The sequence below is a fragment of the Candidatus Sulfotelmatobacter sp. genome (assembly GCA_036500765.1).
Lineage (GTDB): Bacteria > Acidobacteriota > Terriglobia > Terriglobales > Acidobacteriaceae > Sulfotelmatobacter.
Map to the genome: position 1 here is coordinate 208,734 of DASYBM010000009.1, position 26,485 is coordinate 235,218.

At 57.4% G+C, this 26,485-nt stretch carries 22 protein-coding genes; 18 read left to right on the forward strand and 4 right to left on the reverse strand.

The features are described from left to right. Positions 1-128 precede the first annotated feature (128 nt). Positions 129-3,452 carry a DUF3857 domain-containing protein gene (locus VGM18_13110; GenBank protein ID HEY3973938.1) on the forward strand — a complete coding sequence of 1,108 codons (3,324 nt, stop codon included), beginning with the start codon at positions 129-131 and terminating at the stop codon, positions 3,450-3,452. A 15-nt stretch (positions 3,453-3,467) separates the two neighbouring features. Here the strand turns inward: VGM18_13110 and VGM18_13115 are convergent, their stop codons facing one another. The 3 genes from VGM18_13115 to VGM18_13125 all read right to left on the reverse strand — a co-directional run bounded on the left by VGM18_13115 (position 3,468) and on the right by VGM18_13125 (position 6,466). Then, the gene (locus tag VGM18_13115; GenBank protein HEY3973939.1) at positions 3,468-3,734 is read right to left on the reverse strand and encodes a hypothetical protein; all 267 of its coding nucleotides are present in this window, start codon (positions 3,732-3,734) and stop codon (positions 3,468-3,470) included. A gap of 81 nt (positions 3,735-3,815) precedes the next feature. Further along, positions 3,816-4,952 (reverse strand): DGQHR domain-containing protein, encoded by a 1,137-nt coding sequence (locus VGM18_13120; GenBank protein HEY3973940.1) that lies wholly within the window; start codon positions 4,950-4,952, stop codon positions 3,816-3,818. Between the two features lie 128 nt (positions 4,953-5,080). Then, positions 5,081-6,466: an amidase gene (locus VGM18_13125; protein ID HEY3973941.1), complete on the reverse strand. Its 1,386-nt coding sequence runs from the start codon at positions 6,464-6,466 to the stop codon at positions 5,081-5,083. Positions 6,467-6,633: 167 nt separating this feature from the next. Between VGM18_13125 and VGM18_13130 the strand changes: the two genes are divergently transcribed. Next, the gene (locus VGM18_13130; protein HEY3973942.1) at positions 6,634-8,079 is read left to right on the forward strand and encodes an aldehyde dehydrogenase family protein; all 1,446 of its coding nucleotides are present in this window, start codon (positions 6,634-6,636) and stop codon (positions 8,077-8,079) included. Between the two features lie 65 nt (positions 8,080-8,144). On the opposite strand, the gene VGM18_13135 is transcribed toward VGM18_13130, so the two are convergent. Further along, entirely contained in the window at positions 8,145-8,333 is a 189-nt protein-coding gene (locus VGM18_13135) for a hypothetical protein (GenBank protein ID HEY3973943.1), read from the reverse strand. Between the two features lie 89 nt (positions 8,334-8,422). Here VGM18_13135 and VGM18_13140 point away from each other — a divergent pair, with 89 nt between their 5' ends. The 16 genes from VGM18_13140 (at position 8,423) to VGM18_13215 (ending at position 26,449) form a co-directional block, all read left to right on the forward strand. After that, a complete protein-coding gene (locus VGM18_13140; GenBank protein HEY3973944.1) occupies positions 8,423-9,121 on the forward strand; it encodes a cytochrome c3 family protein in 699 nt (232 codons plus the stop codon). Positions 9,122-9,150: 29 nt separating this feature from the next. Continuing rightward, entirely contained in the window at positions 9,151-12,204 is a 3,054-nt protein-coding gene (locus VGM18_13145) for a TAT-variant-translocated molybdopterin oxidoreductase (protein ID HEY3973945.1), read from the forward strand. Between the two features lie 251 nt (positions 12,205-12,455). After that, positions 12,456-13,832, forward strand: a complete 1,377-nt coding sequence (gene nrfD, locus VGM18_13150; GenBank protein HEY3973946.1) for an NrfD/PsrC family molybdoenzyme membrane anchor subunit — start codon at positions 12,456-12,458, stop codon at positions 13,830-13,832. Positions 13,833-13,869: 37 nt separating this feature from the next. After that, positions 13,870-14,406: a DUF3341 domain-containing protein gene (locus tag VGM18_13155; GenBank protein ID HEY3973947.1), complete on the forward strand. Its 537-nt coding sequence runs from the start codon at positions 13,870-13,872 to the stop codon at positions 14,404-14,406. Further along, entirely contained in the window at positions 14,407-15,129 is a 723-nt protein-coding gene (locus VGM18_13160; GenBank protein ID HEY3973948.1) for a cytochrome c, read from the forward strand. A 2-nt stretch (positions 15,130-15,131) separates the two neighbouring features. After that, entirely contained in the window at positions 15,132-16,355 is a 1,224-nt protein-coding gene (locus VGM18_13165) for a hypothetical protein (protein HEY3973949.1), read from the forward strand. Between the two features lie 52 nt (positions 16,356-16,407). Continuing rightward, complete coding sequence (locus tag VGM18_13170; protein ID HEY3973950.1) at positions 16,408-16,911, forward strand: hypothetical protein; 504 nt, start codon at positions 16,408-16,410, stop codon at positions 16,909-16,911. Between the two features lie 20 nt (positions 16,912-16,931). Next, positions 16,932-17,798, forward strand: coding sequence for an SCO family protein (locus VGM18_13175; GenBank protein HEY3973951.1), 867 nt, complete (start codon positions 16,932-16,934; stop codon positions 17,796-17,798). A 65-nt stretch (positions 17,799-17,863) separates the two neighbouring features. Continuing rightward, positions 17,864-18,862: a cytochrome c oxidase subunit II gene (gene coxB / locus VGM18_13180; protein HEY3973952.1), complete on the forward strand. Its 999-nt coding sequence runs from the start codon at positions 17,864-17,866 to the stop codon at positions 18,860-18,862. Beyond that, positions 18,859-20,511, forward strand: coding sequence for a cytochrome c oxidase subunit I (gene ctaD, locus VGM18_13185; GenBank protein ID HEY3973953.1), 1,653 nt, complete (start codon positions 18,859-18,861; stop codon positions 20,509-20,511). The genes coxB and ctaD overlap by 4 nt, the downstream gene beginning before the upstream one ends. Then, a complete protein-coding gene (locus tag VGM18_13190) occupies positions 20,501-21,217 on the forward strand; it encodes a cytochrome c oxidase subunit 3 family protein (protein HEY3973954.1) in 717 nt (238 codons plus the stop codon). The genes ctaD and VGM18_13190 overlap by 11 nt, the downstream gene beginning before the upstream one ends. Positions 21,218-21,283: 66 nt before the next feature. Further along, entirely contained in the window at positions 21,284-21,577 is a 294-nt protein-coding gene (locus tag VGM18_13195; GenBank protein HEY3973955.1) for a cytochrome C oxidase subunit IV family protein, read from the forward strand. A gap of 81 nt (positions 21,578-21,658) precedes the next feature. After that, positions 21,659-22,201, forward strand: coding sequence for an ATP-dependent protease subunit HslV (gene hslV / locus VGM18_13200; GenBank protein ID HEY3973956.1), 543 nt, complete (start codon positions 21,659-21,661; stop codon positions 22,199-22,201). A gap of 79 nt (positions 22,202-22,280) precedes the next feature. Beyond that, positions 22,281-23,702 (forward strand): ATP-dependent protease ATPase subunit HslU, encoded by a 1,422-nt coding sequence (gene hslU / locus VGM18_13205; GenBank protein ID HEY3973957.1) that lies wholly within the window; start codon positions 22,281-22,283, stop codon positions 23,700-23,702. Between the two features lie 108 nt (positions 23,703-23,810). Then, positions 23,811-25,166 carry an aspartate aminotransferase family protein gene (locus VGM18_13210; protein ID HEY3973958.1) on the forward strand — a complete coding sequence of 452 codons (1,356 nt, stop codon included), beginning with the start codon at positions 23,811-23,813 and terminating at the stop codon, positions 25,164-25,166. Positions 25,167-25,606: 440 nt separating this feature from the next. After that, the gene (locus VGM18_13215; protein HEY3973959.1) at positions 25,607-26,449 is read left to right on the forward strand and encodes a hypothetical protein; all 843 of its coding nucleotides are present in this window, start codon (positions 25,607-25,609) and stop codon (positions 26,447-26,449) included. The last annotated feature ends 36 nt before the right edge of the window (positions 26,450-26,485 follow it).

Genomic DNA, 26,485 nt, shown 5'->3' on the forward strand with positions numbered 1-26,485 from the left:
CATAATTAAGGAAAAAATAATGAAAATAGCGGGCGGCCAAACGCGAGGTTCCCTACATTTTCACCCACTTTCCGATGCCCGTCGCGGCTACATGGGATAATGGTTGGGAATCGTTCTCCAAAAAACTTATGCGTGATCGTTGCCTTGTTCTTATCCTTTCGTGCTGGCTGAGCGCCAGCGCACTTTCGCAGCAGTCCAGCCAAGTTCCCTCGCGTACTACGCCTCCACCTCAGAAGCCAAACCCGGCAGAACAGTCGAAGCAGGCCGACAAAACCTCCGCAGGAACGGCTGCCGAGAAAGCAGCGGAGTCGGCTACGAACGCTAAGTCTCCGGACTATGCGCAGGAGTCGTTCGTCATCGAGCAGATGCACTCGCACTACACCTTCGAAGCCGATGGGACGGGACGCAAAGAGACCAAGGCTCGCATCCGAGTGCAAAGCGAAGCCGGGGTACAGCAATGGGGACAGTTGCAGGAGGGATACAACTCGGCCAACGAGAAGGTTGAAATTCCCTACGTGCGAGTGCTGAAAGAAGATGGCAGCGTGGTGAAGGCGGGCGAAGATGCGGTGCAGGATCTGAGTGCGCCCGTGGAGCACGAAGCGCCGGTCTACACCGATTACCGGCAGAAGCACATCACCGTTCCCGGGCTGAGGCCGGGAGAAGTGCTGGAATATGACATGGTCACGGTGATTCATACGCCGCTGGCCGCGGGACAATTCTGGGCCGACTACGATTTCGACAAAAGCAATATCACGCTGGACGAGACCTTGGACGTTGACGTTCCCACAGGGCGCTCGCTGAAACTGAAATGCAAGCCGGGAATGGATCCGAAAATCACGGAAGAAAATGGGCGCCGGATCTACCACTGGTCGGGCAATCATCTGGAGCGCGAAGACGACTCGGCGAAGGCGGAGAAGAAGAAAAAGAAGCATCGTCCGGACGATGAGCGGCCCGATATCCAGCTGACAACTTTCGAGAGTTGGGAGCAGATCGGCCGCTGGTACGCCGAGCTGGAAAAAGACCGGCGCGCGCCCTCGCCAGAGGTTCGCGCTAAGGCGCAGGAACTGACGAAGGGGCTGAACACGGATCTGGAAAAGACCGAAGCGCTTTACGATTTCGTGGCCAAAAACTTCCGTTACGTCAGCCTGTCTCTGGGAGTTGGCCGTTATCAGCCGCATGCCGCGTCAGATGTGCTGCATGACCAGTATGGCGACTGCAAAGATAAGCATACCCTGCTGGCTTCGCTGCTGGAGGCGGAAGGGCTGCACGCCTCGTCGGTGCTGATCAATTCGAGCCGCAAACTGGATCCTGATGTCCCTTCACCGTCGCAGTTCGACCACGTCATCACTATGCTTCCAATGGGGAATGAGGAAATCTGGATGGATACGACCGCCGAGGTCGCTCCGTTCCGTCTGCTGGCCTATACGCTACGCAAGAAGCAGGCTCTGGTAATTCCTCCGGCGGAGCCGCCGTCGAGCGTAGCGCCGCATCTAGCGATGACGCCGGCAGATACTCCCATGCCCGACACGGAGTTCTCGCGGGTCGAGGGCAAGATCAACGACATCGGCAAACTCGAAGCCCACGTGCATTACGAGTTTCGCGGCGACGAAGAACTGATGCTGCGTTCAGTTTTTCGCCGCGTGCCAGAGGCAAACTGGCAGCGCGTGGTTGAGAACGTCAACTCCAGCCTGGGCGGGGACATCACGAACCTGAAGATCAGCGATCCGGCCGCGACGCGCGAGGCTTTCACGATGTCGTACGACGTGGCCAAGGTTAACTTTCTCGACTGGTCCAAGAAAAAGACGGAAATTGTTTTGCCGCTGGTGCAGTTCAATTTGCCCGACGTGAACGGCGACGATGGCGACCCGGACGCCGAACCTTTGAAGCTGGGGCCCAAGGCCGAATATTCGTATGAGGTCAAGCTGGAATTGCCCGGCAAGTACACGGCCCGCGCGCCGCTGGCATTCTCGCTGAAACGCGACTATGCGGAATATGACGCCAGTTACAAGATTGAGGGCGATATTTTTACGGCGGGCCGGAAGCTAATCCTGCGGCAGGACGAGCTTCCCGTCGCCCGCGAGTCGGATTATGAATCGTTTCGCAGAGCCGTGGGCGCCGACCTGGCGCAGAAACTATCGGTAGAAAGCGCGGTGGTGGGAACGATTGCGCCGCCCGGCGACATGAAAGCGGACGATCTGGTTGACAGCGCCCGAGCCGCCGCCGAAAACGGCAACTATCCGGTCGCGATTGTGCTGCTGAAGCGCGCGACCGAGGTCGATCCTAAGAATAAATTCGCCTGGAATAACCTGGGCCTGATTTATTTCGCGATCCGCGAGAACGATCATGCGATCGCGGCTTTCCAGAAGCAGATTGAAGTGAATCCCTACGACGAGTACGCGTACAACAATCTGGGGCGTGTCTATTGGAACGACCGCAAATATGACGAAGCGGTGAAGGCCTTCAAGAAGCAACTGGAAAACAATCCGCTCGACAAGTTCGCCCATGCCAACCTGGGGCAGATGTATTCGGAGTGGCATAAGTACGATCTGGCTGCGGCGGAGCTGGAGAAGGCTGCTTCGCTGACTCCTGACACGGAGCCCGAAGCGGGCGAGTTGCAGGTGAGCCTGGGCGACGCCTACTTAAATCTAGGGCAGGACCAGAAGGCGTTGGGCGCGTTCGACCATGCGGTGGAACTGTCGGCTACACCGCTCGTATGGAACAACATCGCATATCAGCTTTCGCTAAAAGATTCTCATCTGGACCGGGCGCAGCAATATGCGGAGTCAGCGGTGTCGGCCACGGCGGCGGCGCTGCGCAATGTTTCGCTCGATCACTTGTCGAATAAAGAATTACCGCTGGTTTCTTCTCTGATCGCCTATTGGGACACGCTCGGTTGGGTACACTTCGGGGAGGGCAATCTAGGCAAGGCGGAAAAGTATGTGGCCGCGGCGTGGGAGTTGGGGCATCACGGCGAAGTGGGCGACCATTTGGGACAGATTTATCAGAAGCGCGGAGAGAAAGATCGCGCGCTGCGGACTTATGCGCTCTCGATGAATGGGCTGCGTCCTGACCCTGAGACGCGCGGCCGTCTAGCTTCGCTAGCCGGTGGTGACGCCAAAGCCGACGCCGTCGTGGCGCGCTACAAAGATGATTTGCAACACCTGAGCACGATCAACCTGGGCAAGGCTGCGCAGACGGGCAATGCGGATTTCTTTATCTTGCTGAGTGGCGGTGGCGGTGCGGCGGCGAAGGTCGATGCGGTGAAATTTGTCAGTGGAGACGAGAAGCTCAAGTCCTATACCGACGCGCTGCGGACGGCCGACTACCATCTGACGTTTCCGGATGACACGCCGGTGAAAGTGTTCCGGCGCGGGACGCTGTCTTGTGCGGTCGCGACGGGTAAGTGCGAGTTTGTGCTGACGCTGCCGGATGATGTTAGGACTGTGGACTAGAGGGATCGCTCGGTTTCAAGACGGGCTGTAGACTTTGTTGAGGAGCGGCATGTCTCCGTTTTCCAGAATTGATTGGTTCATCCACCCTCGCTCGACGGCAGTGACTTCAGCGGGCTTTCGAAGAAGGTAGTAAAACCAGAAGGGGACGCCCTTGGTGCCAAGCGCTCTTTTCTCTGGGGTTTCAAGGTGAACCTGCATCCGGTCCCGGATGCTGTCAGTCGCAAGGCCTACATAGAGGACCTCTCCGCTATAGGCGACCAGAGCGTAACAGCCAGATTTCATTGGCACTGTTACACAGTGAGACCATGCGAATTCCGTACGCTGATCTGGAGCAGGCAGTAGCTGATCAACTTTCACATCGCCTCACAACGAGATCGCGCCGACGTTATCTTGGACGTTAATGGCAGAACTGAGAGCCATCGCTAACTTTCGCACCGCCGCCGAATTTAGGCCCGAAGCGACGCCACCTCGCTGCCACCATTCACGATCGGAAATGCCAACGTTATCTCCGCTTAAATTGCTGAATCCGCGACGAAACAACTCCTTCACGGTTTCTTTCTTAAAGTCCTTCAAGTTCGCGAGGTGGAGAAAGACCGTAGCGGAAACAATGTGAAACAAGTCGACTCCGCTTGTCTTGAAAATAACGGAGGGTTTGTCAGACTGATCGTCAACCAGCAGTTCGACGACCGCCTTCCAGTAGTTTGATAGTATCTTCGGCCGATTGCCATCCCACTCGGGATTCGACAGAGGGTTATTGGATGAGAAGATGTACTTCTTTAGCGAATTGACAAAGCTCTTTTGGTTTATCGTCGCAGCAGCTCCGTCGTCGTCGTTCGCCATCCTTATCTTACCGAACCACGCTGAACCGGGATCGGCATTCAGAAAATTCGCGACCACCAATGCGCGGGCATCTTCTCCTTTTTCCACTTGGCGCATGATCCAGCGCGGGATTGTGGGCATCTTTTCCAGATTGACCATCCGCGTCAGACGCGCCACGATCTGCTGCTCCACCGCCTTGTCCACTGAGCGCTGAGTCGTATTTACGATGAGGAAGTGACACATCTGACTTACGTCATCTAGTCCACCAGCGATGTTGACAGGAATCTCGAACTCTAACAGATCTGGGTTCTTCGCAGCTGCCGCGATCAAGCCCGCGATCCGATGCTGGCCGTCGACGACATTAAAGGGCCCCACCTGTGCCACATCGAAAGTGATGGTGTTTGTGGCCTTATCAAACGGAATTTCTTTGCTCGTAGCCAGAAAAATCGAAGTGGGGAGAAATGCGTCGCCCTCCGTTTGCCCATCCAGAAGATAATCTGCTAGCCGCTTGGCTCGGCCTTGGTTGAGGATGCGCTGATAGCCGGGGCCTTCCTCCTCCGGGTCTAGTTTGCTGATCGTGTAAAAGTTAGGAAGGTTGAGGTCTGCAACCTTGATCGAGGTCGTGTAGAGCTTAAGGGAACCTTGACGAACTAATGCGGCCGGACGCGTAATTGTTGGCACAGTGAGCCTCCACCTATCAGTGAACTGCAGGGCCAGGGCCTGCCACGTCGTCCTAAGCCCGAACCACCGAGCTTGGCAGGAATGGAGCGGCTATTATACGCCTCGAATAAGTCACCGAAACCCTGATATCACTCAACGCAAGCACCATCGCCCCGGCACGCCGTTACCTGCTCGTAGGCATGAGCTACACGTAGGACTAAATCCTCGCGCCAGTGCGGGCCAGCGATCTGTAGGCCGATGGGCAGTCCGCTATTTGTGAATCCGCAGGGGAGTGAGATCGCGGGCAATCCCCAGACATTGAAGGGGCGCGTGTTGCGCAGCAACTTTAATTCTGCGGGGCGGAGCGCTTCCGGATTCGTTTTCAATTCCGCGATCGCCGGGGCTGGAATCGGGATGGTTGGAGTCACCAGCACATCGACATCGGCGAAGATTTGCCGGATGCTGCGGCGAGCCTCTTCTAGTTCGCGGCGGCGCTGAATGTACGCCGCTGCGGAGACACTCTCTCCCGAGCGAATGCGGCGTAGAGTTTCGGGCTGGTACAGCTCCGGGCTGCGAGCTAAGCTCTCGGCGTGGAGGGCGTAGGACTCGGCCCCTTGCAGCGTGCGGTCCGTCGGCACATCGAGCTTCACTTCTCTTACATCCGCACCGAGAGATTGGATTCCCCGCAGCGCGTGGTCGATCGCGGACGCGACTTCCGGATCGAGATCGTCGAAGAAATATTCGCGGAGCACGCCGACGCGCAACGACTTCACTCCCTCTCGCAGGCCGCCAACATAATCTGTTACCGGAACATCGACCGAAGTAATATCAGCGCCGTCGTATCCTGCGATGGCTTGCAACATGATTGCCGCGTCTTCAACGGTCGCGGCCAGAGGGCCAACATGATCGAGCGAGGGCGACAGCGAAATGACTCCGCGGCTCGACACGCGTCCGTAAGTCGGTTTCAGGCCTACGCAACCGCAGAGCGCGGCCGGTTCGCGAATCGAGCCTGCGGTATCGGTGCCGATCGCGGCGTAGGCGAGACCGGCGGCGACTGCGGCGGCCGACCCGCCGGACGATCCTCCGGCAATGCAGCTCCGCCCCCAGGGATTGTGAACGTCGCCAAAATAGCCGACCAGCGAACTACCACCATAGGCGAATTCGTGGAGATTATTCTTTCCGATGATGACGGCCCCGGCCTGCCGCAAGCGCCGCACCACTTCCGCGTCTTCGGTGGGAATGCGATCTTTATATAGGGCGCTGGCCGCCGTGGTGCGAAGGCCGGCGGTGTCGATGAGATCCTTCAGCGCCACTGGTACGCCATGCAGAGGGCCGCGCCACTGGCCGCGGAGAATCTCGGCTTCGGCCGTGCGCGCCTCGTCTAGCGCCGACTCCGCCATGATGGTGATGAAGGCGTTTAGCGCGGGGTTCAACTTCTCGATACGCGCCAGGCAGTGTTGCGTGATCTCCACTGGAGAAATTTCTTTTCGCCGCAGCCGCGGCGCTAGGTCTGAGATCGTGGTCAACTCGCTCATCGAGCCCGATTGTAATCGAGCGTAGAAAAACCCTAACCACAGAGGGCGCAGAAGAGCGCGGGCGGAGTGCTCATAAGTAGTTTCCGAAAAACCCTCGATGACTTTCCAGACATCCAAAGGTCCTATAATCGTTCAGGCCGATTGCCTCAAGCGGCCGGAGAAAAATCATGGCAGAAATGACGATCGCGCCGGTGGCGACGCATGGGTTCTTCGTGGATGGCCGTTGGCGGGAAGATGGCGACGTTGTCGAGATTCGCGCACCCTACGACGGCAGTGTGATTGCGCGTGTGGTGCAGGGGCGGCGCGAGCATGCGGAGGCAGCCATTGCCGCCGCAGTCAAGGCATTCGGTACAACGCGGCGGCTGCCGGCATTCGAACGGCAGCGCGTCCTGCGGCAGATCGCAGCGTTCATGACGGAGCGTAAAGCGGAATTTACCCGTACCCTGGCGCAGGAAGCGGGCAAGCCGATCCGGGCCGCGCGCACTGAGGTTGACCGCGCCATTTTTACATTCGGCGTAGCTGCGGAAGAGACTACGCGCATTTACGGGGAATATCTTCCGCTCGACTGGCAGGAATCGACGGCGGGGCGGTGGGGCATTGTGCGGCGCTTTCCGCTGGGGCCGATTGCCGGGATTACGCCGTTTAATTTTCCGATCAATCTGGTCGCGCACAAGGTCGCGCCGGCGATCGCCGCCGGCTGCTCGATGGTATTAAAGCCCGCGCCACAGACGCCGCTCTGCTCGCTGCTTCTGGCGGAATGCGTGCAGCAGGCGGGCTGGCCCGATGGCGGACTCAACGTGCTGCCGCTGTCGAATGAAGACGCCGGACTTCTGGTGACAGACGACCGCATCAAGCTGATCAGTTTCACGGGCAGCGTACCGGTGGGCTGGGACATTAAGCGACGCGCGGGGAAAAAGAAAGTCGTGCTTGAACTCGGGGGCAATGCTGCCGTGATCGTTCATAGCGACGCCGACCTCGCGTATGCCGCCGACCGGTGTGTGACCGGCGGTTTCGGCTATGCCGGCCAGACCTGTATTTCGGTGCAGCGGATTCTGGTGGAGCACTCGGTGTACGGAAAGTTCATCGATCTTTTTGTGGAGGGCGTGAAGAAGTTGAAGACCGGTGATCCACTCGATGAGTCGACCGATGTAGGACCGCTGATCCGCGAGAGCGACGCGATCCGCACCACGACTTGGATCGAGGAAGCGGTACATGCGGGAGCGCGCTTGCTGTGCGGCGGCGGACGCAGGAATCTGGTGGTGGAACCTGCGGTGCTTACCGGGACCAAGCCCGAGATGAAAGTGAACTGCCAGGAAGTGTTCGGGCCGGTGGTAACGGTTGAACCCTACCGGGACTTCGAGGAAGCACTGCGCCAGGCGAACCACTCCGCCTACGGGTTACAAGCTGGGATTTTTACCCGCGACGCGAAGCTGCTTTTTCAGGCTTACGAAGAACTCGAAGTCGGCGGTGTGATTGCGGGAGATGTTCCTTCGTTTCGTATCGACCAGATGCCTTATGGCGGCGTGAAAGATTCCGGCCTGGGCCGCGAAGGGTTACGCTACGCCATCGAAGAGATGACTGAACCGAAGCTTATGGTCATGAATTTACGTTAGTGCAAAATGTCCCAAGTTTCCCGAGCTACGTTCCCGTTCCGGAGTCACCCAAATGCCGCCATTCTTCAGGCAAAGCGAGGATTCTGCTGGGTACGCTGGCGAACCGTCGTTAGAAACAGTTCATCAACTTCTTGCGCGACGTTCCGGCTGAGATCTTTTTCGGTTTCAAAATCTAAAAATCCGCGACAAATTCCGGCGGAGTATTTATAATTTCCAGTCTCATACCAACTCAAGAAGCAGTGGGTGGTTTTCACTTTCGCAGTACGAACCAGTAGCGAACATCATCGCGGACATCGAAGGAAAAACGATCCGCCGGGTCTCTTAAGCCAGATCTCATAAGGGAATGTCGCAGATTTTTCATCGCAGTACGAATACCCTGTCTCGCGCCACGATTTTCGGCGCGGTATTCATACTTGCTGCGCTCGGCTGGATGGCCATGGAGATTCAGCGCTCTCCCTACATAACTTACGCGGGCGTCCGCAAGCCGCAGCCGGTGCCCTTCAGCCATCAGCATCACGTGACCGGGTTGGGCATCGACTGCCGTTATTGCCATACCTCGGTGGAGACTTCGAGCTTTGCCGGCATCCCTCCGACCAAGACGTGCATGAATTGCCATTCGCAGATATGGACTAACGCCAAACTGCTTGAACCGGTGCGGGCGAGCTATAAATCGGGCGAGTCGCTGCAATGGACGCGGGTCAACCAGCTTCCCGACTTTGTTTATTTCAATCACAGCATTCATGTCAACAAGGGAGTCGGTTGCAATACGTGTCACGGCCCCGTTGACCGGATGCCGCTGATGTACCAGCAGAATTCTTTGCAGATGGAGTGGTGCCTGGAGTGCCATCGCGCGCCGGAGAATAATTTACGGCCACGCGACCAAGTATTCAACATGCGTTACCAGCAGCCTACCGGGGCGAATCCGGTGGTTGTGGATGGCAAGAGTTTTGACGATCAGGCGGAGCTGGGCGCAGCGTTAGTGAAGAAGTACAACGTACGCAGCGTAAAGGACATTACGAATTGCAGCACGTGTCATCGGTAGGGCGGGAGCGGAAAAGCCCCAGACGAATCATGACGAGCGATAAGAAAAATAACGGCGGTCTGATCGAGATCAAGAAGCGCGAGGATGTCTGCCCGAGCAAGAAGCTCGACCTCGCCGACGTACGCGAAAAAATCGATCAGGCTACTGCGCATGATGCTGCCGAGAAGACGGGGCCGGAATATTGGCGCTCTCTCGAAGAGCTGGCGGGCAGCGAAGACTTCCAGCAAGCCCTACATCGGGAATTTCCTAAGGGCGCGTCGGAGTGGGTCGACTCCGTTTCGCGACGTGGATTCCTGAAAGTCATGGGCGCGTCCCTCGGCCTGGCGGGCATGACGGGATGCGTCAAACTTCCGCTTGAGCCTATCGTTCCTTACGTTCGCCAGCCCGAAGGCGTCGTTCCCGGGCGGCCGATGTATTACGCGACTGCGGTCACGCTAGGCGGATATGCCAGCCCGGTGCTGGTCGAAAGCCATCTGGGGCGGCCGACGAAAATCGAAGGCAACGATCTGCATCCGGCGTCGCTGGGCGGGACTGACATTTTCACGCAGGCTTCGATTCTCGGACTATATGATCCCGACCGGTCGCAGAGCGTGGTTTCGATGGGCGATCAGCGCTCGTGGCAGGCGTTTCTCGGCGCGATCCGCGGGCCGTTGAATGCGCAGAAGGCGTTGCAGGGCGCGGGCATTCGCATTCTGACGCCGACTATCTCTTCGCCTACGCTGGCCGATCAGCTGCGCGGCTTCCTGAAGGTTTATCCGCAGGCCAAATGGCACGTCTACGAGCCGTGCAATCGCGACAACGTGCTCGAAGGCGCGAAGCTGGCCTTCGGACAGCCGGTCGAGACGCGCTACGATTTCTCGAAGGCCGACGTAATCGTCTCGCTCGACGCCGACTTCCTCTACGCCGGATTCCCCGGCAACACCCGCTACATCCGCGACTTCGCCAAGCGCCGCAATCCGGATGCGCCGATGAATCGGCTGTATGTCATTGAGAGCACCCCGACTTCAACAGGAGTGAAGGCGGATCATCGGCTGTCAATGAGAGCCTCTGAGGTCGAGGGCTTTGCCCGCGTCTTGTCGGTGAAAGGTGATATCCCCGTCGAGTTCGAGCATTTCTGCAAGCCATTGTTTGCCGACCTTGAAGCTCACAATGGTTCGAGTTTGGTCATTGCCGGTGATCATCAGCATCCGTACGTTCACGCGATTGCACATTTCATGAACCAGCGGTTGGGCAATGTCGGCAAGACCGTCTTCTACGCCGACCCAGTCGATGCGAATCCGGTCAATCAAACCGAGTCCCTCAAAGACCTCGTTGCTGACATGCAGGCCGGCAAAGTCGATCTGCTGATCATCCTCGGCGGCAATCCCGCCTATGACGCACCTTTCGATCTCAATTTCGCCGACGCCCTGAAGAACGGCAAGGTTCCTCTGCGCGTTCATCACGGGCTCTATCAGAATGAAACCGCCGAGCTTTGTCAGTGGCACGTCGCAGCGGCTCATGAACTCGAAGCCTGGGGCGATGCCCGCGTCTATGACGGGACGGTCAGCATTATTCAGCCCCTGATCGCGCCGCTCTACAACGGAAAGAGCGCATTGGAATTCGTCGCATTGCTCTCCGGCCAAGCCGACGCCACCGGCTACGATTTGGTCCGCGCCTATTGGCAGAAGCAACACACTGGCGCTGACTTCGATCAGTTCTGGCGCAAATCGTTACATGATGGCTGGATCGAAGGAACGACCTTCGCGTCCGCCGCGCCTAAGAAAGAGGTTTCGGTCCCGGTTCGTGCGAAGGTTGACGGAGGCGGACAGTCGGCTAACGGCCCAGAGCTCAACATCCGCCGCGATCCCACCATCTACGACGGGCAATTCTCCAACAACGGCTGGCTCCAGGAACTACCCAAGCCGATGACCAAGCTCACCTGGGACAACGCCGTGCTCATCGGCCCAAAGATGGCGCAGCGGCTGGGCATCGCGACCGAAGATGTGGTCGAGCTTGAGTTGAACGGGAAGAAAATCAAAGGGCCGGTTTGGATTCAGGCTGGTCATCCTGATAATTCAGCGACGATATTCCTGGGCTACGGACGCACCCGTGCGGGCCGCGTCGGCACTGCGCAAGGGTTCGATGCTTACGCGCTGCGCACCAGCGCCAATCCCTGGATCGCTTCTGGCGTGAAGATCACCAAGACCGGAGAAACCTACAAGCTCGCCTCCACCCAAGGCATGCAGTCGATGGACACGCCCGATGGCGCGCATCGCCCGCTGGTTCGCGAAACCACGCTGGAGGAATATCGCAAAGAGCCGAACTTCGCGCAGGAAGAAGAGACGCCGTACGATCTCACTCTCTACAAAAATTATCCCTATAAAGAAGAAGACTACGCGTGGGGCATGACGATCGATCTGAACTCCTGCGTGGGCTGCAACAATTGCATGGTGGCCTGCCAGTCGGAGAACAACATTGCGGTCGTCGGCAAGGAGCAAGTCGTGATCGGCCGGCACATGCACTGGATTCGCGTCGACGCCTACTACCAGGGCGACCGCGACAATCCCAAGGCGTTTTTCCAACCGGTGCCGTGCATGCAATGCGAAAATGCGCCGTGCGAAGTCGTTTGCCCGGTCGGCGCGACGAATCACACGACCGAAGGCCTGAACGACATGGTCTATAACCGCTGCGTGGGTACGCGCTATTGCTCGAACAACTGTCCGTACAAAGTGCGCCGCTTCAACTTCCTGCTGTTCCAGGATTGGGAGACGCCGCAATACAAGATGATGCGCAATCCCGACGTGAGCGTGCGCAGCCGCGGCGTCATGGAAAAATGTACTTATTGTGTCCAACGAATTAATGAACGGCGTATCGACGCCGAGAGAGAAGATCGCAAGATCAATGACACCGAATTGGTGACGGCGTGCCAGCAGTCCTGCCCTGCGAATGCGATCATCTTTGGAAACATCAACGACCCGAACAGCAAAGTTTCGAAGTTGAAGGCGCAGGCGAGGAATTACACGCTGCTGGGAGAATTGAACACGCGGCCGCGTACGACGTATTTAGCAGAAGTGCGCAATCCGAATCCGGAGTTGGAAGGATGACGACGACGACCATGCATTCTTGTCATCCTGAGCGGCGGCAAAGCCGGCGCGAAGGACCTTACGTCAGCGGCAAGATGACGATGCAGTCGACGGGAACACCCACCCCGCCTGCAGCGTTGTGTACCCTGTCGGCTGCACGTTCGGCTTTCGACGATTGTAAGGTCGCTAGGACGGCTTGCGCCGTCCTCACGATGACATCTCCGGGGAGCATGCGGCAGCAAGCGTGAACGAGCGAATTTGAACGAGCAAACATGAACGAGCAATACAAATCGGCAGCCGAGCTCGACCGCGCTCCGGTCATCGAGCCAGGACACACTTTCGGCACGGTCACGGAAAAAATCAGCTCCATTGTGCTGACGCGCCCCGCGACCAACGGATGGTTCGTCGGCTTCGGCATCGCGTTCATGCTGACGATGATGCTGCTCTTCGCCCTCGGCTATTTGTTCCTTAAGGGCGTCGGGATCTGGGGCGTCACCATCCCCATCGGATGGGGCTTTGCCATCGTCAACTTCGTGTGGTGGATCGGAATCGGCCACGCCGGAACTCTGATCTCAGCCATTCTGTTACTGCTGCGCCAATCGTGGCGCAACTCGATCAATCGCTTCGCCGAGGCGATGACTCTGTTTGCCGTCGCCAGCGCCGGAATCTTCCCCGCCGTCCACGTCGGGCGCCCGTGGCTTGCGTATTGGCTCTTTCCCTATCCCAGCACGATGGGCGTCTGGCCGCAATTCCGCAGTCCACTTATGTGGGACGTTTTTGCCGTATCCACCTACGGCACGATTTCGGCATTGTTCTGGTTCATGGGATTGATTCCCGACCTCGCCACCTTGCGCGACCGCTCCGACAAGAAAATCCTGAAAATTGTCTACGGCATGCTTTCCTTCGGATGGCGTGGATCGGCACGGCACTGGCATCGCTACGAGACTGCGTATCTGCTGCTTGCTGGTTTAGCCACGCCGCTGGTGCTTTCGGTTCATACCGTTGTCAGTTTCGATTTTGCGGTCGGCATCGTACCGGGATGGCATACGACCATCTTCCCGCCTTATTTCGTCGCGGGCGCCATCTACTCCGGCTTCGCGATGGTGCTGATGCTGGCGATTCCCATTCGCAAAATCTACGGGCTGGAGGATTTCATCACCGAGCGCCATCTGCAGAACTCCGCTAAAGTCATGTTGGCGACGGGACTGATCGTGGCGTACGGCTACGGCATTGAAGCGTTCATGGGCTGGTACAGCGGCGACCGCTACGATGCCTTCACGCTGTGGAACCGCCTGCACGGGCCTTATGCCATCCCGTACTACATGCTGCTGACCTGCAACATTTTTATCCCGCAGCTTCTGTGGATTCGCCGGCTGCGGACAAGTCCAATTGCGCTGTTCTTCATCTCGGGCGTGATTCTCGTCGGCATGTGGCTGGAGCGCTTCATCATTGTCGTCGTCAGCCTGTCGCGCGACTTCCTCAACTCGTCCTGGGGAATGTACTATCCCACGCGCTGGGACTGGATGACGTACGTTGGCACCATCGGCATGTTCCTGGCGGCAATGTTCCTGTTCCTGCGCATCCTGCCGGCGATCTCCATTTTTGAGATGCGCACTCTTCTGCCTGAGGCGGAGGTGAAGGAACAGTGACGACGACGATGGCGAGGTCGCTTTTGAGGTTCATTATATGAAGCGCGATCCCATCTACGGCATCATGGCTGAGTTCGATTCAGCGCAAGCGCTGGTCGACGCCGCGAAGGCTACGTACGGGGCTGGCTACAAGAAGATCGATGCCTACAGTCCGTTTCCGGTGGAAGGGCTGGCGGAAGAAATTGGATTTTCCCACGATGAAGTTCCCCTCGTTGTGCTGATCGGTGGGATCATCGGCGGGCTGAGCGGCTACCTGATGCAGTATTGGATGTCGGCGGTCGACTATCCGCTGAATATTGGCGGCAAGCCCTACCACTCGTGGCCGGCATTTATCATCATCACGTTCGAGATGACGATTCTGTTCGCGGGAATCTCAGCAGTGTTCGGAATGCTGGCACTGAATGGATTGCCGATGCCGTACCATCCAGTGTTCAACGTGCCGCGGTTCAGTTCGGCTTCGAAAGACCGATTCTTTCTGATCGTGTTTTCCTCCGACAAGAAATACGATCTCGCAGGCACGCGCAAGTTTCTGGAAGGCCTGTCGCCGCGCTCAGTTTCGGAGGTGCCCAGCTAAATGCTGCGCCTGAGAAAACACGGGAGCGGGTTATGCGGTCGCAGCCGCCCTCGGCTGTCCGGTCGAGCGAAGCGCGACAGACTGTCCCTAATTACGATACTGCTGGCACTGGCGCTGCTTTCGGCCTGCCGCATCGACATGCACGTGCAACCTCGCCAGAACCCTCTTTCGCGCAGCGATTTCTTTTCCGACCAACGCTCGGAGCGCCCGATCGTCGAGGGCACCGTGGCTCGCGGGCAACTGCACGAAGACAATTACTTCTATACCGGCAAGATCGGAAATAATCCCGGCGACGTCATGCCCTTCCCGGCGACCAAAGAAATTCTCGAACGCGGCCGCGAGCGCTTCAATATTTTCTGCGCGCCCTGCCATTCGCGGCTCGGAGATGGCAACGGTTTCGTACCGTCGCGGGGATTCTCGCGCATGCCGCCTTCCTTTCACATTCAACGGCTGCGGAACGCTCCAGTTGGATATTTCTTCGACGTGATCACCGAAGGCTTCGGGATCATGCCGGACTATGCGTCGCAGATTCCGCCTCAGGATCGCTGGGACATTGTGGCTTACGTGCGGGCGTTGCAGTTGAGCCAGAACGCGACCATGGCCGACGTACCCGCGGGCGAGAAGGTTCCGTCCGAACCACCGCAGTTCCGCGAGCCCGGATCGGGCGCGACGATGCCCGTGGTTGTGCCGGAAACCAACTCGAGAGCAGAGGAAGCGAAATAGCTATGAGCGCGGCGCCCTCGAAACAACTCGACTTGACGCCCCCGCCAGTGGTGAAAACCCTGGCGCAGCGGTCGTTGATCATCGGCCTCGTATTCGGCGTTGGCGCGGTCATCCTCGCTTTCATCCGGCCGACGGAGTTTTATCGCGCCTATCTGCTCGGCTTTATGGAGTGGCTCGGAGTAGCCCTGGGCTCCATGGCCATCATCATGATCCGCCATCTCACCGGCGGAGGGTGGGGCGTGGTCGTTCGCCGCATCCAGGGCGCTGCCATGCGGACTCTGCCAGGGCTCGCATTGCTGTTCGTTCCGATCGCGCTTGGAATGAACAAGCTGTATATCTGGGCGCAGCCTCTGGAAAATGTTTCCGACAAACATCTGCGTGAGCACCTGAAAGACATTACGCAGACGTATCTGACGAAGACGGGATTCGTCTATCGCGCCGTCATTTATTTCGCCATCTGGAATCTGCTTTCCTACCTGTTGTCGAAATGGTCGAAGGAAGGCGACCTGCCCGGCGCCCGCGATAACTCGGATCGCTTCAAAGCGGTTGCCGGACCCGGCCTCATCCTCTATGGTTTCACCGTCTCTTTCGCCGCGATTGACTGGGTGATGTCGCTGGATCCGAGCTGGATTTCGACTATTTTTGGGCTAGTGATCCTCATCGGCCAGGTGCTCGCCGCCATGTGCTTCGCGGTGGTTATCGAGCGCATTCTCTTCAATTACAAACCCATGTCGGAGATGCTGACTCCCGACTTCGTTCACGATCACGGCAAGTGGATGCTGGCCTTCACGATGGTCTGGGCCTACTTCAACTATTCGCAGTGGCTGATCATCTGGGCCGGCAATTTGCCCGCTGAGATCACATATTACATGACGCGACTGCACGGCGGCTGGGGGTATGTTGGGCTGTTCATCGTGATCTTCCACTTCGCGGTTCCGTTTGGAATTTTGCTGTCGCGCCCCTTCAAGCGCAATATTTACAAGTTGGTCTGGCTGGCGACTTGGCTGCTGCTGATGCGCTTTGTGGATCTGTTCTGGATCATCGAGCCGAATTTTTCAAAGACGTTCCAATTCACTTTGGCGGATCTCGTCGTGCCGGTGGCGATCGGCGCGTTGTGGATGGCTTATTTCTTTCACAATCTTGGAGGGCTGCCGCTTTTGCCGGCTTTTGATCCGACAGCGGTCGAAGTTCTGCAACCGGAGCATCACCATCCGGAGAATGCGTGATTTCAGGAACATGGTTTAGGAAAGCGATTCAGAGAACATAATTTCAACAAGCATGAGCAACGAAGCCAATCACGCGAATTCCAGCGGGCCCGGGAACTATGAGCATAGCGACATCGGGGCGGCGGGAGTCTTGTATTTCCTCCTTGGTCTCGTTATCGCTGGAGTGCTCGTTTACTTCATTGTGGATGGGGTCTATTCGTATCTGGACAAACATTCCGAGGCTCAGCAGGCTCCAGTGAATCCGTTAGTCACCAATGCACCGGCGGACACGCGGCTCATTCCGAAGGATTATCCGAAAGAAGCATTTCCCAATCCGAGGCTGGAAGACGATGAGCGCGGACAGTTGAATGGAATTCGTCTCAAGGAAGAGCAGACCCTGAGCACTTACGACTACATCGATAAGAACGCCGGCACGGTGCGCATCCCAATTGATCGGGCGATGGAATTGATCGCGCAGCGCGGACTGCCGACGCGGGCCCAGGGGGCGCCTAAGGAATCGGCGACTCCACTGCCGGCTCCAACTCAGCCGGCAAAGAAAAAGGGGACGAAGAAGTGAATGGTTCGAAACACAATTCGATGTCTTGGGCGCTAATGTTGTTAACGGTCGCGCTGCTGGCTGCGACCGCCTGGGGACAGGGAATGAGCAAGGACATCATATCGCCGCCGGCGAATGTACGGCCGCCCTACTTGCAGAATGTGGGCATCGAGCAGCATCTCGATGGTCAGGTGCCGCCAGACCTTGCCTTTGTCGATGACAGCGGACGCGCGGTCAAGATGGGCGACTATTTCGGAAAGAAGCCACTGATTCTTAACCTGGTCTACTACAACTGCACCATGCTGTGCGGGGAAGCGCTCGCCGGACTGAGCGCCTCCATGAAGATGATTAAGTTCAATGTGGGCGACGAGTTTGACGTGGTTACGGTGAGCTTCAATCCGAACGAAACTCCGGCCATCGCCGCCGAGAAAAAGAAAGATTGCCTCAAACGCTATGGCCGCACTGGGGCCGCATCCGGCTGGCATTTTCTGACCGGGCCGGCGGAATCGATCAACGCTTTGACCAAGGCTGTCGGCTTTCAGTATCAATACGATCCCAAGAATAATCAGTATGCGCACGCCACCGCCATCATGGTGTTGACGCCGCAAGGCCGCATTTCGCGCTATTTCTACGGAGTGGATTATCCGCCGAAAGACTTGCGCATGGGATTGGTGGAAGCCTCACAAGGCGAGATCGGCAATGCGGTCGACGCCGTGCTGCTGTACTGCTATCACTATGATCCGGCGACGGGAAAATACGGCGCGATCATCGGCAATATTCTGCGGCTCGGGGCCGGGCTGACCATATTGCTGCTCGGGGGGCTGCTGTTCATTCTGTTCCGCTTGGATAAGGCCGCACAGCGGAGGATTTCGAATCAGCCGTCGCTGGGGAAGGCACGTCCGATTTAGGCGGAGCCGATTAAACCAGACTGACTTAGCGAAACTGAGGCTAGTAAAACTGAAGTTAGCAAAATATGTTCGATAACTTTCCATTCTGGCCGGATCGGGCTTCCGCCGCGGCGGGCAACGTGGATGCCCTGTTCATCTTCCTGCTGATTCTGTCCGGGTTGATGACCCTGCTGATCTTTGCGGCCGTTGTTTATTTCGCGGCGCGCTACCGCCGGCGTGACGGGGTGCCGGCAGAGCAGATCGAGGGATCCATACCGCTCGAATTGACCTGGACCATCATCCCCTTCGCCGTATTCATGGTGATCTTCGTCTGGGGAGCGGTCGTCTACTTTAAGAGCCGCACTCCAGCTCGCGACTCGGCTGAAGTCTATGTGGTCGCCAAGCAATGGATGTGGAAACTGCAGCACGCCGAAGGCCAGCGCGAAATCAACGAACTTCATGTTCCCGTGGGGCGGGACGTGAAGCTGATCATGACTTCGCAGGACGTGATCCACAGCTTCTTCGTGCCGGCGTTTCGAATGAAACAGGACGTGTTGCCCGGCCGCTACACCGTAGCCTGGTTCCGCGCCACCAAGCCGGGCACGTATCACTTGTTCTGCACGCAGTATTGCGGCACGCAGCACTCGAGCATGATTGGCTCCATCGTGGTCATGGAACCAGCTCAGTATGAAGCCTGGATGAGCGGCGGCAGCAGTGGCCCCCTCTCTGCCAGTGGAGAAAAAGTATTCTCCGAGCTCGGCTGCGTTACCTGCCATCGCACGGACGCGCAAGGCCGCGGGCCGAATCTGCAAGGCGTTTTCGGCAAGCCGGTTCAACTTGCAGATGGACGGACCGTGACCGCCGACGAAAATTATCTTCGGGAATGCATTCTCGATCCGGGCGCGAAGCGAGTCAAAGGGTTCCAGCCCATCATGCCGACGTTCCAGGGATTGGTGAGCGAAGAGCAAGTAAACGCCCTGGTGGCATATATAAAATCGATAGCCCAACCGGCGGTCGGAGCCAACCCCAGCACTGCCGCAGTCGTTCCGCAGAACGAAAACCAAGCCGGAAGTAAGGTGCAATGAGTATGGCAACTGCAACCGCCGTTAAACCCGTTGAGCGCGAGAATTATCTGAATAAAGAGTACGGGGTCGGCTCCTGGCTGTTGACCACCGACCACAAGCGCATTGCGCTTCTCTACCTGATCTCGATCACCTTCTTCTTTTTTATAGGCGGTTTTTTCGCGTTACTCATTCGGCTCGAATTGCTCACTCCCGCAGGCGACCTCGTCCAGGCCGACACCTACAACAAGCTTTTCACGCAGCACGGCCAGATAATGGTCTTCTTCTTCCTCATCCCATCGATCCCGGCTGTGCTCGGCAACTTTCTGGTGCCCATGATGGTAGGCGCCAAAGATCTCGCCTTTCCGCGAATCAACCTGTTGAGCTGGTATCTCTACATCATCGGTGGCGCGATGATGGTGCATTGCATGCTGACCGGCGGCGTCGACACCGGCTGGACCTTTTACACTCCGTTCAGTACGGCCTTCAGCAATACCAAAGTCATTGAAGCTGGACTGGCCATCTTCGTTGCCGGATTCTCGTCGATCCTCACCGGCTTGAATTTCGTGGTCACCATCCATCGTATGCGCGCCCCCGGCATGACTTGGTCGCGCCTGCCCCTGTTCATTTGGGCGCATTACGCCACCAGCATCATCCAGATTCTCGGTACCCCCATCATCGCCATCACTTTGGTCCTGGTGATTGCCGAACGCGCCCTGCATCTCGGAATCTTCGATCCTAAACTGGGTGGAGATCCGCTGCTGTTTCAGCATTTGTTCTGGTTCTATTCCCATCCCGCCGTCTACATTATGATTCTGCCTTCGATGGGAGTCGTCACCGAAATCATCGCGTGTTTCGCGCGCAAGCGCATCTTCGGGTACAGCTTCGTCGCTTTCTCCTCGATCGCGATCGCGGTCTTCGGTTTCCTGGTGTGGGCGCATCACATGTTTGTGGCTGGAATCTCCGTTTACGCGGCTCTGGTCTTCTCCATTTTGAGCTACGCCGTAGCGGTACCCTCAGCTGTAAAAGTCTTCAACTGGACGGCGACTCTCTACAAGGGGTCCATCCGTTACGACGCGCCCATGCTCTACGCTTTCGGGTTCATTGGCCTGTTTACGATGGGCGGCCTGACCGGACTATTTCTCGCTGCCCTCGGCATTGACGTTCACGTCCACGACACTTATTTTGTAATCGCGCATTTTCATTACATCATGGTTGGCGGCGCGGTCATGGGATATCTCGGCGGGATGCACTTCTGGTGGCCGAAGATTTCCGGCAAGCTCTATCCTGAAGGATGGGCGCGCCTCGCCGCGCTGATCGTATTTATCGGCTTCAATCTGACATTCTTCCCGCAGTTCATCCTCGGCTATCTCGGTATGCCGCGGCGCTATTACCAATATCCGCCTGAGTTCCAGGTGCTGAATGTGCTCTCAACCGCCGGTGCGACGGTGCTCGCCGTCGGATATTTGCTGCCCATGTGTTATTTCCTGTGGTCGATGCGCTACGGCAAGCCGGCGCCGGATAATCCCTGGAACGCCGCCGGGCTGGAATGGCAGACACAATCGCCGCCGACGACTTTTAATTTTGAGAAGGAACCGGTTGTGACCTGGGAAGCTTACAACTACGAAGAGATCGACGCTCGCACAGGCGGGGAGGCTCCTATTGTCGGATAGTACAGTCAGCGCGACCGTCCACGGCGAAGCGCATGCGCAGAATCCGGCGCTGTTGCATCATTTCGCCACCGAAGAGCAGCAGCGTGACGCATCGAACTTAGGCATGTGGATTTTTCTGGCCACTGAAGTCATGTTCTTCGGCGGACTCTTCTGCGCCTATTTAATCTATCGCGGCTGGTACTTCGACGATTTCGCGGCGGCCAGCACTTCCATCGACGCTCTTCTCGGGGGCACGAACACGGCCGTGCTGATCTGTAGCAGCTTGACGGTTGTGCTCGCCATCTGGGCGGCGCAGACATCGCGACGAGGAATGCTGTTGAGCATGCTCGTTCTTACGATGATTTTCGGCATGGCGTTTCTTGGCATCAAAGGCAAGGAATACAAGGATAAATTCGACGAGCACCACGTGCCGGGCGCGTCCTTCAGCTTTGACCACGTCGCCATCCCCAGCCATCCCGATCAATATGCGAATCCCCGCCACGCTGAGATTTTCTTCGCCCTGTACTTCATCATGACCGGGCTGCACGCGCTGCACATGATTATCGGCCTCGGTATTTTTACCTGGCTTCTGTGGATGGCGTGGAAGAGACGCTTCACGCCGGAATATCACACCCCGCTCGAAATCGGCGGCCTGTATTGGCACTTCGTCGATATCATTTGGATTTACCTGTTCCCTTTGCTTTATTTGATCGATCGGCACCAGTAAGATTGGCAAAAGTAATTTTGGCACAAGTGAGATCGGTACGATAAGACGGGCGCAAGTGAGGTAGGCATGTCAAACCATTCGAAATCATCGCCGCTCCCAACTTACTTCTCCGTATGGGGAGCCCTGCTGCTGGGCACGTTTCTCACGTATGAAGCCGCGAAGCTGGATCTTGGTCATTTCAACGCCGCAGTGGCGCTGATCATTGCCACCACGAAGGCGCTACTGGTCGCGCTATTCTTCATGCACCTGAAGGGCGCACACGAAAAGCTGCTTAAGCTGGTCGTGATATCGACGATATTCTTTCTCTTCATTCTGCTCGTGCTCTCGATGGCCGACTACAGCACCCGCCTTTTGAGCTAAACAAGATTAAACAAGTCGAACCTTGGCGCTTCGATGCGGCCTAAGCCAGGCCCGTCGCTGTTATAATTGGGGATTGCGCTCATGACTACGAAGCGACTGATTCGATCCACTACAGTTTTGTCGGTGCGGCGGGATGGGAAGGTTGTTCTGGCCGGCGACGGCCAGGTCACGCTCGGCGAGTCAGTAATCAAGCATTCGGCGAAGAAGATCCGGCGCCTCTATAACGACAAGATCGTGGCAGGATTTGCCGGGTCGACGGCGGATGCGTTTACTCTGTTCAGCCGCTTTGAGGCGAAACTGGAGCAGTATCACGGAAACCTGGGGCGCGCTGCGGTGGAACTGGCGCGAGACTGGCGCACCGACAAGTTTCTGCGCCATCTGGAAGCGCTGCTGCTGGTGTGTGACAAAGAGCAGACGTTTCTGCTGAGCGGGCAGGGCGACGTGATCGAGCCGGATGGGGCGGTTGCGGCGATCGGCAGCGGCGGCCCTTATGCGCAAGCCGCGGCGCAGGCCCTCGCAGAGCACACGGAACTGCCCGCCCGGCAGATTGCCGAAGAAGCCATGAAGATTGCGGGCAAGATGTGCATCTATACCAATGACCGAGTAACGATTGAAGAATTGTAGAGGTCGTTGGTCGCTCGTCGTTGGTCGTTAGCCAAAACCTAACGCGGACGACGAACGGCCATCGACAAACGACTGATTTATGGCCATTTACCTTCCCTCCACTGCCGAAGAAGAACAGCTTGCGCTGGATGAACTCACTCCGCGCGAGATTGTGGTTGAACTCGACAAACACGTGATTGGGCAGAAGGATGCCAAGCGCGCGGTGGCGATTGCGCTGCGCAACCGCATGCGCCGCCAGAAACTCGCTCCCGAACTGGCGGAAGAGATTATTCCGAAAAATATCATCATGATCGGGCCGACGGGCGTTGGCAAGACGGAGATTGCGCGGCGGTTGGCCAAGCTGGCGAATTCTCCATTCTTGAAAGTCGAGGCCTCCAAATTTACCGAGGTCGGTTATGTCGGGCGCGACGTGGAGTCGATGGTGCGCGATCTGGTGGAAATCGCCATCGACAACGTGCGCGAAGAAAAGCTTGAGGACGTCGCCGATAAAGCGGAGTTGAACGCGGAAGAGCGGCTGCTGGATATCCTGCTGCCGCCCTCGCCGGCGCCGCGGGTCGACGGGACTTCGGCGACTGCTGGTGGTGTCGTGATCGATGGAAGCACATCTCTGGCGGAATCTTCGAACCGGACGCGCGAAAAACTACGGCAGCAATTGCGCGAAGGAAAACTCGACGACCGCATGGTGGAGATCGATGTTCGCGAACGCAATTTTCCGTCGTTTGAAATTCTGACCAATCAAGGCGCGGAAGAAATGGACGTCAACATCAAAGACATGTTGCCGAACATCTTCGGGCAGCGCACCAAAAAGCGGAAGATGAAGGTCAACGAGGCGTTCGAATATCTGATTCAGGAAGAAGAGCAGCGGCTCATCGATATGGATCAGGTCACGCGGATGGCGATTGACCGCGTGGAGAATTCTGGGATCGTCTTTCTGGACGAGATCGACAAGATCGCAGGCCGCGAAGGCGGTCACGGGCCGGACGTTTCGCGCGAAGGCGTGCAGCGGGATATTCTTCCGATCGTCGAGGGCACGACTGTAAACACGCGCTATGGCATGGTCCGGACCGATCACATTCTGTTTGTTGCGGCGGGGGCGTTTCACGTTTCAAAACCGAGCGATCTGATCCCGGAACTCCAGGGACGATTCCCAATTCGCGTCGAGTTGCAATCGCTGACCATGGAAGACTTCGTCCGCATTCTTACCGAGCCGAAGTCATCGCTGGTGAAGCAGTATACGGCGCTGCTGGAAACCGAAGGAGTCAAGCTGGAGTTCACCAAAGAGGCGCTGGATGAGATTGCGCACTTCGCCTTCCGGGTGAACGAGAGCACGGAAAATATCGGCGCGCGGCGGCTCCACACGATCATGGAGCGGGTGTTGGACGAGCTGAGTTTTAACGCGCCCGAGAAAAAAGGCGAGCAGGTTACGATTGACGCCGAGTATGTCCGCAAGATGCTGACGGACATCGTGAAAGATCAGGACTTGTCACGGTACATTCTGTAGGAAATCTGAGCCACAGAGGGACACAGAGAGCACGGAGGGAAAAAAGCGGATTCCTCAGTGTTACTCTGTGTCCCTTTGTGGTTTCGCTTTTGATTTTCAAATCCGACTATGAAAACCATTGATCGGGCCCGTCTCCAGTCGCTGATGCACCGCGAGCAGAAGAAGTTTGTAGATGAGCGCCCTAAGTCGAAGGCGTTGTTTGAACGGGCGCAGAAGTCGCTGCTGGCCGGCGTTCCCATGAATTGGATGGTGAAGTGGGCGGGGGCGTTTCCGCCGTTCGTGCGTGAGGCGCAAGGCGCGCACTTCTTCGACGTGGACGGACATCGCTATATCGACTTTTGTTTGGGCGACACCGGAGCGATGACCGGGCATTCTCCCTCCGCAACCGTGAAGGCGGTGGAAGATCAGGCGCGCCGCGGCATTACGCTGATGCTGCCGGGAGAAGACGCGATTTTTGTAGCAGAGGAATTGCAGAAGCGCTTTCAGTTGCCGTATTGGCAATTCGCGCTGACGGCGACGGATGCGAATCGGTTTTCGATCCGGCTGGCGCGGCAGATTACGGGGCGTCCGAAGATTCTGGTGTTCAACTGGTGCTATCACGGCACGGTGGATGAGACGTTCATTACGCTCGATGCTAAAGGAGCGGCGGGGCCGCGGCCGGGAAACGTTGGTCCGCCGGTAAATCCGGCAGTCACGACGAAGGTTGTCGAGTTCAATGATGTGGACGCGCTCGAGGCTGCCCTCCTTTCCGGCGATGTGGCTTGTGTCCTGGCCGAGCCCGCAATGACGAACGTCGGCATCGTGCATCCGCAAGCCGGATTTCACAAAGCATTGCGCGAACTCAGCCGCGAGTATGGAACGCTGCTGATAATCGATGAGACGCACACGATTTGTGCGGGACCGGGCGGATATACGAGGGCGGAGAACCTCGATCCGGATATTCTCGTGTTCGGCAAGGCCATTGGCGGAGGTATACCGGGCGCGGCTTATGGCTTCTCGCAGGAGGTGGCCGAGCGGATTACGGCCAGGCAGGAACTTGAGAACTGCGACGTTGGCGGGATCGGAGGCACGCTGGCAGGAAACGCATTATCGCTGGCGGCTATGCGCGCTACGCTGACCAAGGTTCTTACCAAAGAGGCCTTCGCCCGCACGATTCCGATGGCCGAACGCTGGACTACTGGCGTCGCCAAGGCAATTGCTGCGGCGGAACTTCCCTGGCATGTGACCGGCCTCGGGTGCCGCGCGGAATATCTTTTCAGCGCCGAAGAGCCGAAGAATGGTTCGCAGGCCCATGACACCATGGATTTTGAACTGGAGCGATTCATGCATCTCTACGCGATGAATCGAGGAATCTTGCTGACGCCGTTTCACAACATGGCGTTGATGTCGCCGCAGACGGAAAGCGACGATGTAGACCGGCACACGAAGGTATTTCGCGAAGCGGTACGGGAGTTGGTGGAATAAGGCCCCCCGGATCTATGAAGAGAATTAATACGAGGTCGACGCGGTAATGAACGGATAGGGATTCTTCGACTGCGCGTGCTCATTCGCGTCGCGCTTTCGCTCAGAATGGCAAGTGCAGGGATAACAGATGCAGAATCACAGAGTGGATGGTTCATTCTGGTAGTCTGATTGCGTCCCGCATGACTCTTTTCATCAGAAGAACATTGGCGCTGACTGCCACGCTCATGTTCACGGCGTGTGCGACTATTGGGCCGCCGCAGCCTCCGTCACTGGATTTGCCGAGGCCGCCCTCGGATCTGCGGGCGACACGCAAGGGCGACCGGGTCACGCTCACATGGACAATTCCAACTGTTACCACTGACCGACAGACCGTGCGAAGCAGAGGACCAACCACGATATGCCGTGGACTGGAGCCGAAGCTGAGTCAGTGCGGAACACCGGTGGGTGAGGCGCCGGCGCAGACCGCAACCAGCACTACTCCGTCCGTCAAAAAGAAAGCGACAACATCGTACACCGATTCGCTGGCCGGCCAGACTCAACTCGATAACCACCTCGGCTCTATGACTTATGCCGTCGAAGTGCTCAACGCGAATGAGCGCGGCGCTGGGCTTTCAAATCAGGTGCGGGTTTCATTGGCGCGCACGCTGCCACCGCCATCGGACTTCGCGGCGCGAGTTACCCCGCAGGGAGTTGTGTTGACGTGGACGAGCGTCGTTGCGCCCGCGAACAGTTTGCAATCCATCCACTATGTCGATCGCATTTACCGACGAACTGAAGAAAACCAGGCCCCGGTTCTTGTGACAGAGATTCCATTTGGAGGTCAAACTGCACGCAGTTTTACGGACGCAGGTATCGAGTGGGAGAAGACGTACCAGTATCGGGCGGAAACGGTGACGGTGATCGCTCAGGAGAACAGGCCCGAGGTGCAAGTCGAAGGCGATGACACGCCGGAGATTAAAATCTTTACGCATGACATTTTTCCGCCGGCAGTGCCTTCAGGACTACAGGCTGTAGCCTCCGGGCCGGGGCAGAAGACGTTCATCGATCTGGTGTGGGCTCCAGTGACGGACGCCGATCTTGACGGCTACAACGTTTATCGTCGTGAGGAAGGCCGTCAGGACGGAAACGCGCCGGTCAAGATCAATGCGGCCCCGGTGAAAACGCCGGCGTACCGGGATATGGCGGTCGCGTCGGGAAAGCGTTATTTGTATTCGGTCTCGGCTGTGGACATCCGGGCAAACGAGAGTGCGCGGTCGGAAGAAGCAGGTGAAGCAGTGCCATGAGAGCAACTCAGAAAATATTTCGCTTGGTTAGCGTTC

What these genes read in the sequence shown, in the direction of transcription:
- VGM18_13110 (HEY3973938.1), top strand. Translation starts at nt 129, where the DNA reads ATGCGTGATCGTTGCCTTGTTCTTATCCTTTCGTGCTGGCTGAGCGCC.
- VGM18_13115 (HEY3973939.1), bottom strand. Translation starts at nt 3,734, where the DNA reads ATGAAATCTGGCTGTTACGCTCTGGTCGCCTATAGCGGAGAGGTCCTC.
- VGM18_13125 (HEY3973941.1), bottom strand. Translation starts at nt 6,466, where the DNA reads ATGAGCGAGTTGACCACGATCTCAGACCTAGCGCCGCGGCTGCGGCGA.
- VGM18_13130 (HEY3973942.1), top strand. Translation starts at nt 6,634, where the DNA reads ATGGCAGAAATGACGATCGCGCCGGTGGCGACGCATGGGTTCTTCGTG.
- VGM18_13140 (HEY3973944.1), top strand. Translation starts at nt 8,423, where the DNA reads ATGTCGCAGATTTTTCATCGCAGTACGAATACCCTGTCTCGCGCCACG.
- VGM18_13145 (HEY3973945.1), top strand. Translation starts at nt 9,151, where the DNA reads ATGACGAGCGATAAGAAAAATAACGGCGGTCTGATCGAGATCAAGAAG.
- nrfD (HEY3973946.1), top strand. Translation starts at nt 12,456, where the DNA reads ATGAACGAGCAATACAAATCGGCAGCCGAGCTCGACCGCGCTCCGGTC.
- VGM18_13155 (HEY3973947.1), top strand. Translation starts at nt 13,870, where the DNA reads ATGAAGCGCGATCCCATCTACGGCATCATGGCTGAGTTCGATTCAGCG.
- VGM18_13160 (HEY3973948.1), top strand. Translation starts at nt 14,407, where the DNA reads ATGCTGCGCCTGAGAAAACACGGGAGCGGGTTATGCGGTCGCAGCCGC.
- VGM18_13165 (HEY3973949.1), top strand. Translation starts at nt 15,132, where the DNA reads ATGAGCGCGGCGCCCTCGAAACAACTCGACTTGACGCCCCCGCCAGTG.
- VGM18_13170 (HEY3973950.1), top strand. Translation starts at nt 16,408, where the DNA reads ATGAGCAACGAAGCCAATCACGCGAATTCCAGCGGGCCCGGGAACTAT.
- VGM18_13175 (HEY3973951.1), top strand. Translation starts at nt 16,932, where the DNA reads ATGTCTTGGGCGCTAATGTTGTTAACGGTCGCGCTGCTGGCTGCGACC.
- coxB (HEY3973952.1), top strand. Translation starts at nt 17,864, where the DNA reads ATGTTCGATAACTTTCCATTCTGGCCGGATCGGGCTTCCGCCGCGGCG.
- ctaD (HEY3973953.1), top strand. Translation starts at nt 18,859, where the DNA reads ATGAGTATGGCAACTGCAACCGCCGTTAAACCCGTTGAGCGCGAGAAT.
- VGM18_13195 (HEY3973955.1), top strand. Translation starts at nt 21,284, where the DNA reads ATGTCAAACCATTCGAAATCATCGCCGCTCCCAACTTACTTCTCCGTA.
- hslV (HEY3973956.1), top strand. Translation starts at nt 21,659, where the DNA reads ATGACTACGAAGCGACTGATTCGATCCACTACAGTTTTGTCGGTGCGG.
- hslU (HEY3973957.1), top strand. Translation starts at nt 22,281, where the DNA reads ATGGCCATTTACCTTCCCTCCACTGCCGAAGAAGAACAGCTTGCGCTG.
- VGM18_13210 (HEY3973958.1), top strand. Translation starts at nt 23,811, where the DNA reads ATGAAAACCATTGATCGGGCCCGTCTCCAGTCGCTGATGCACCGCGAG.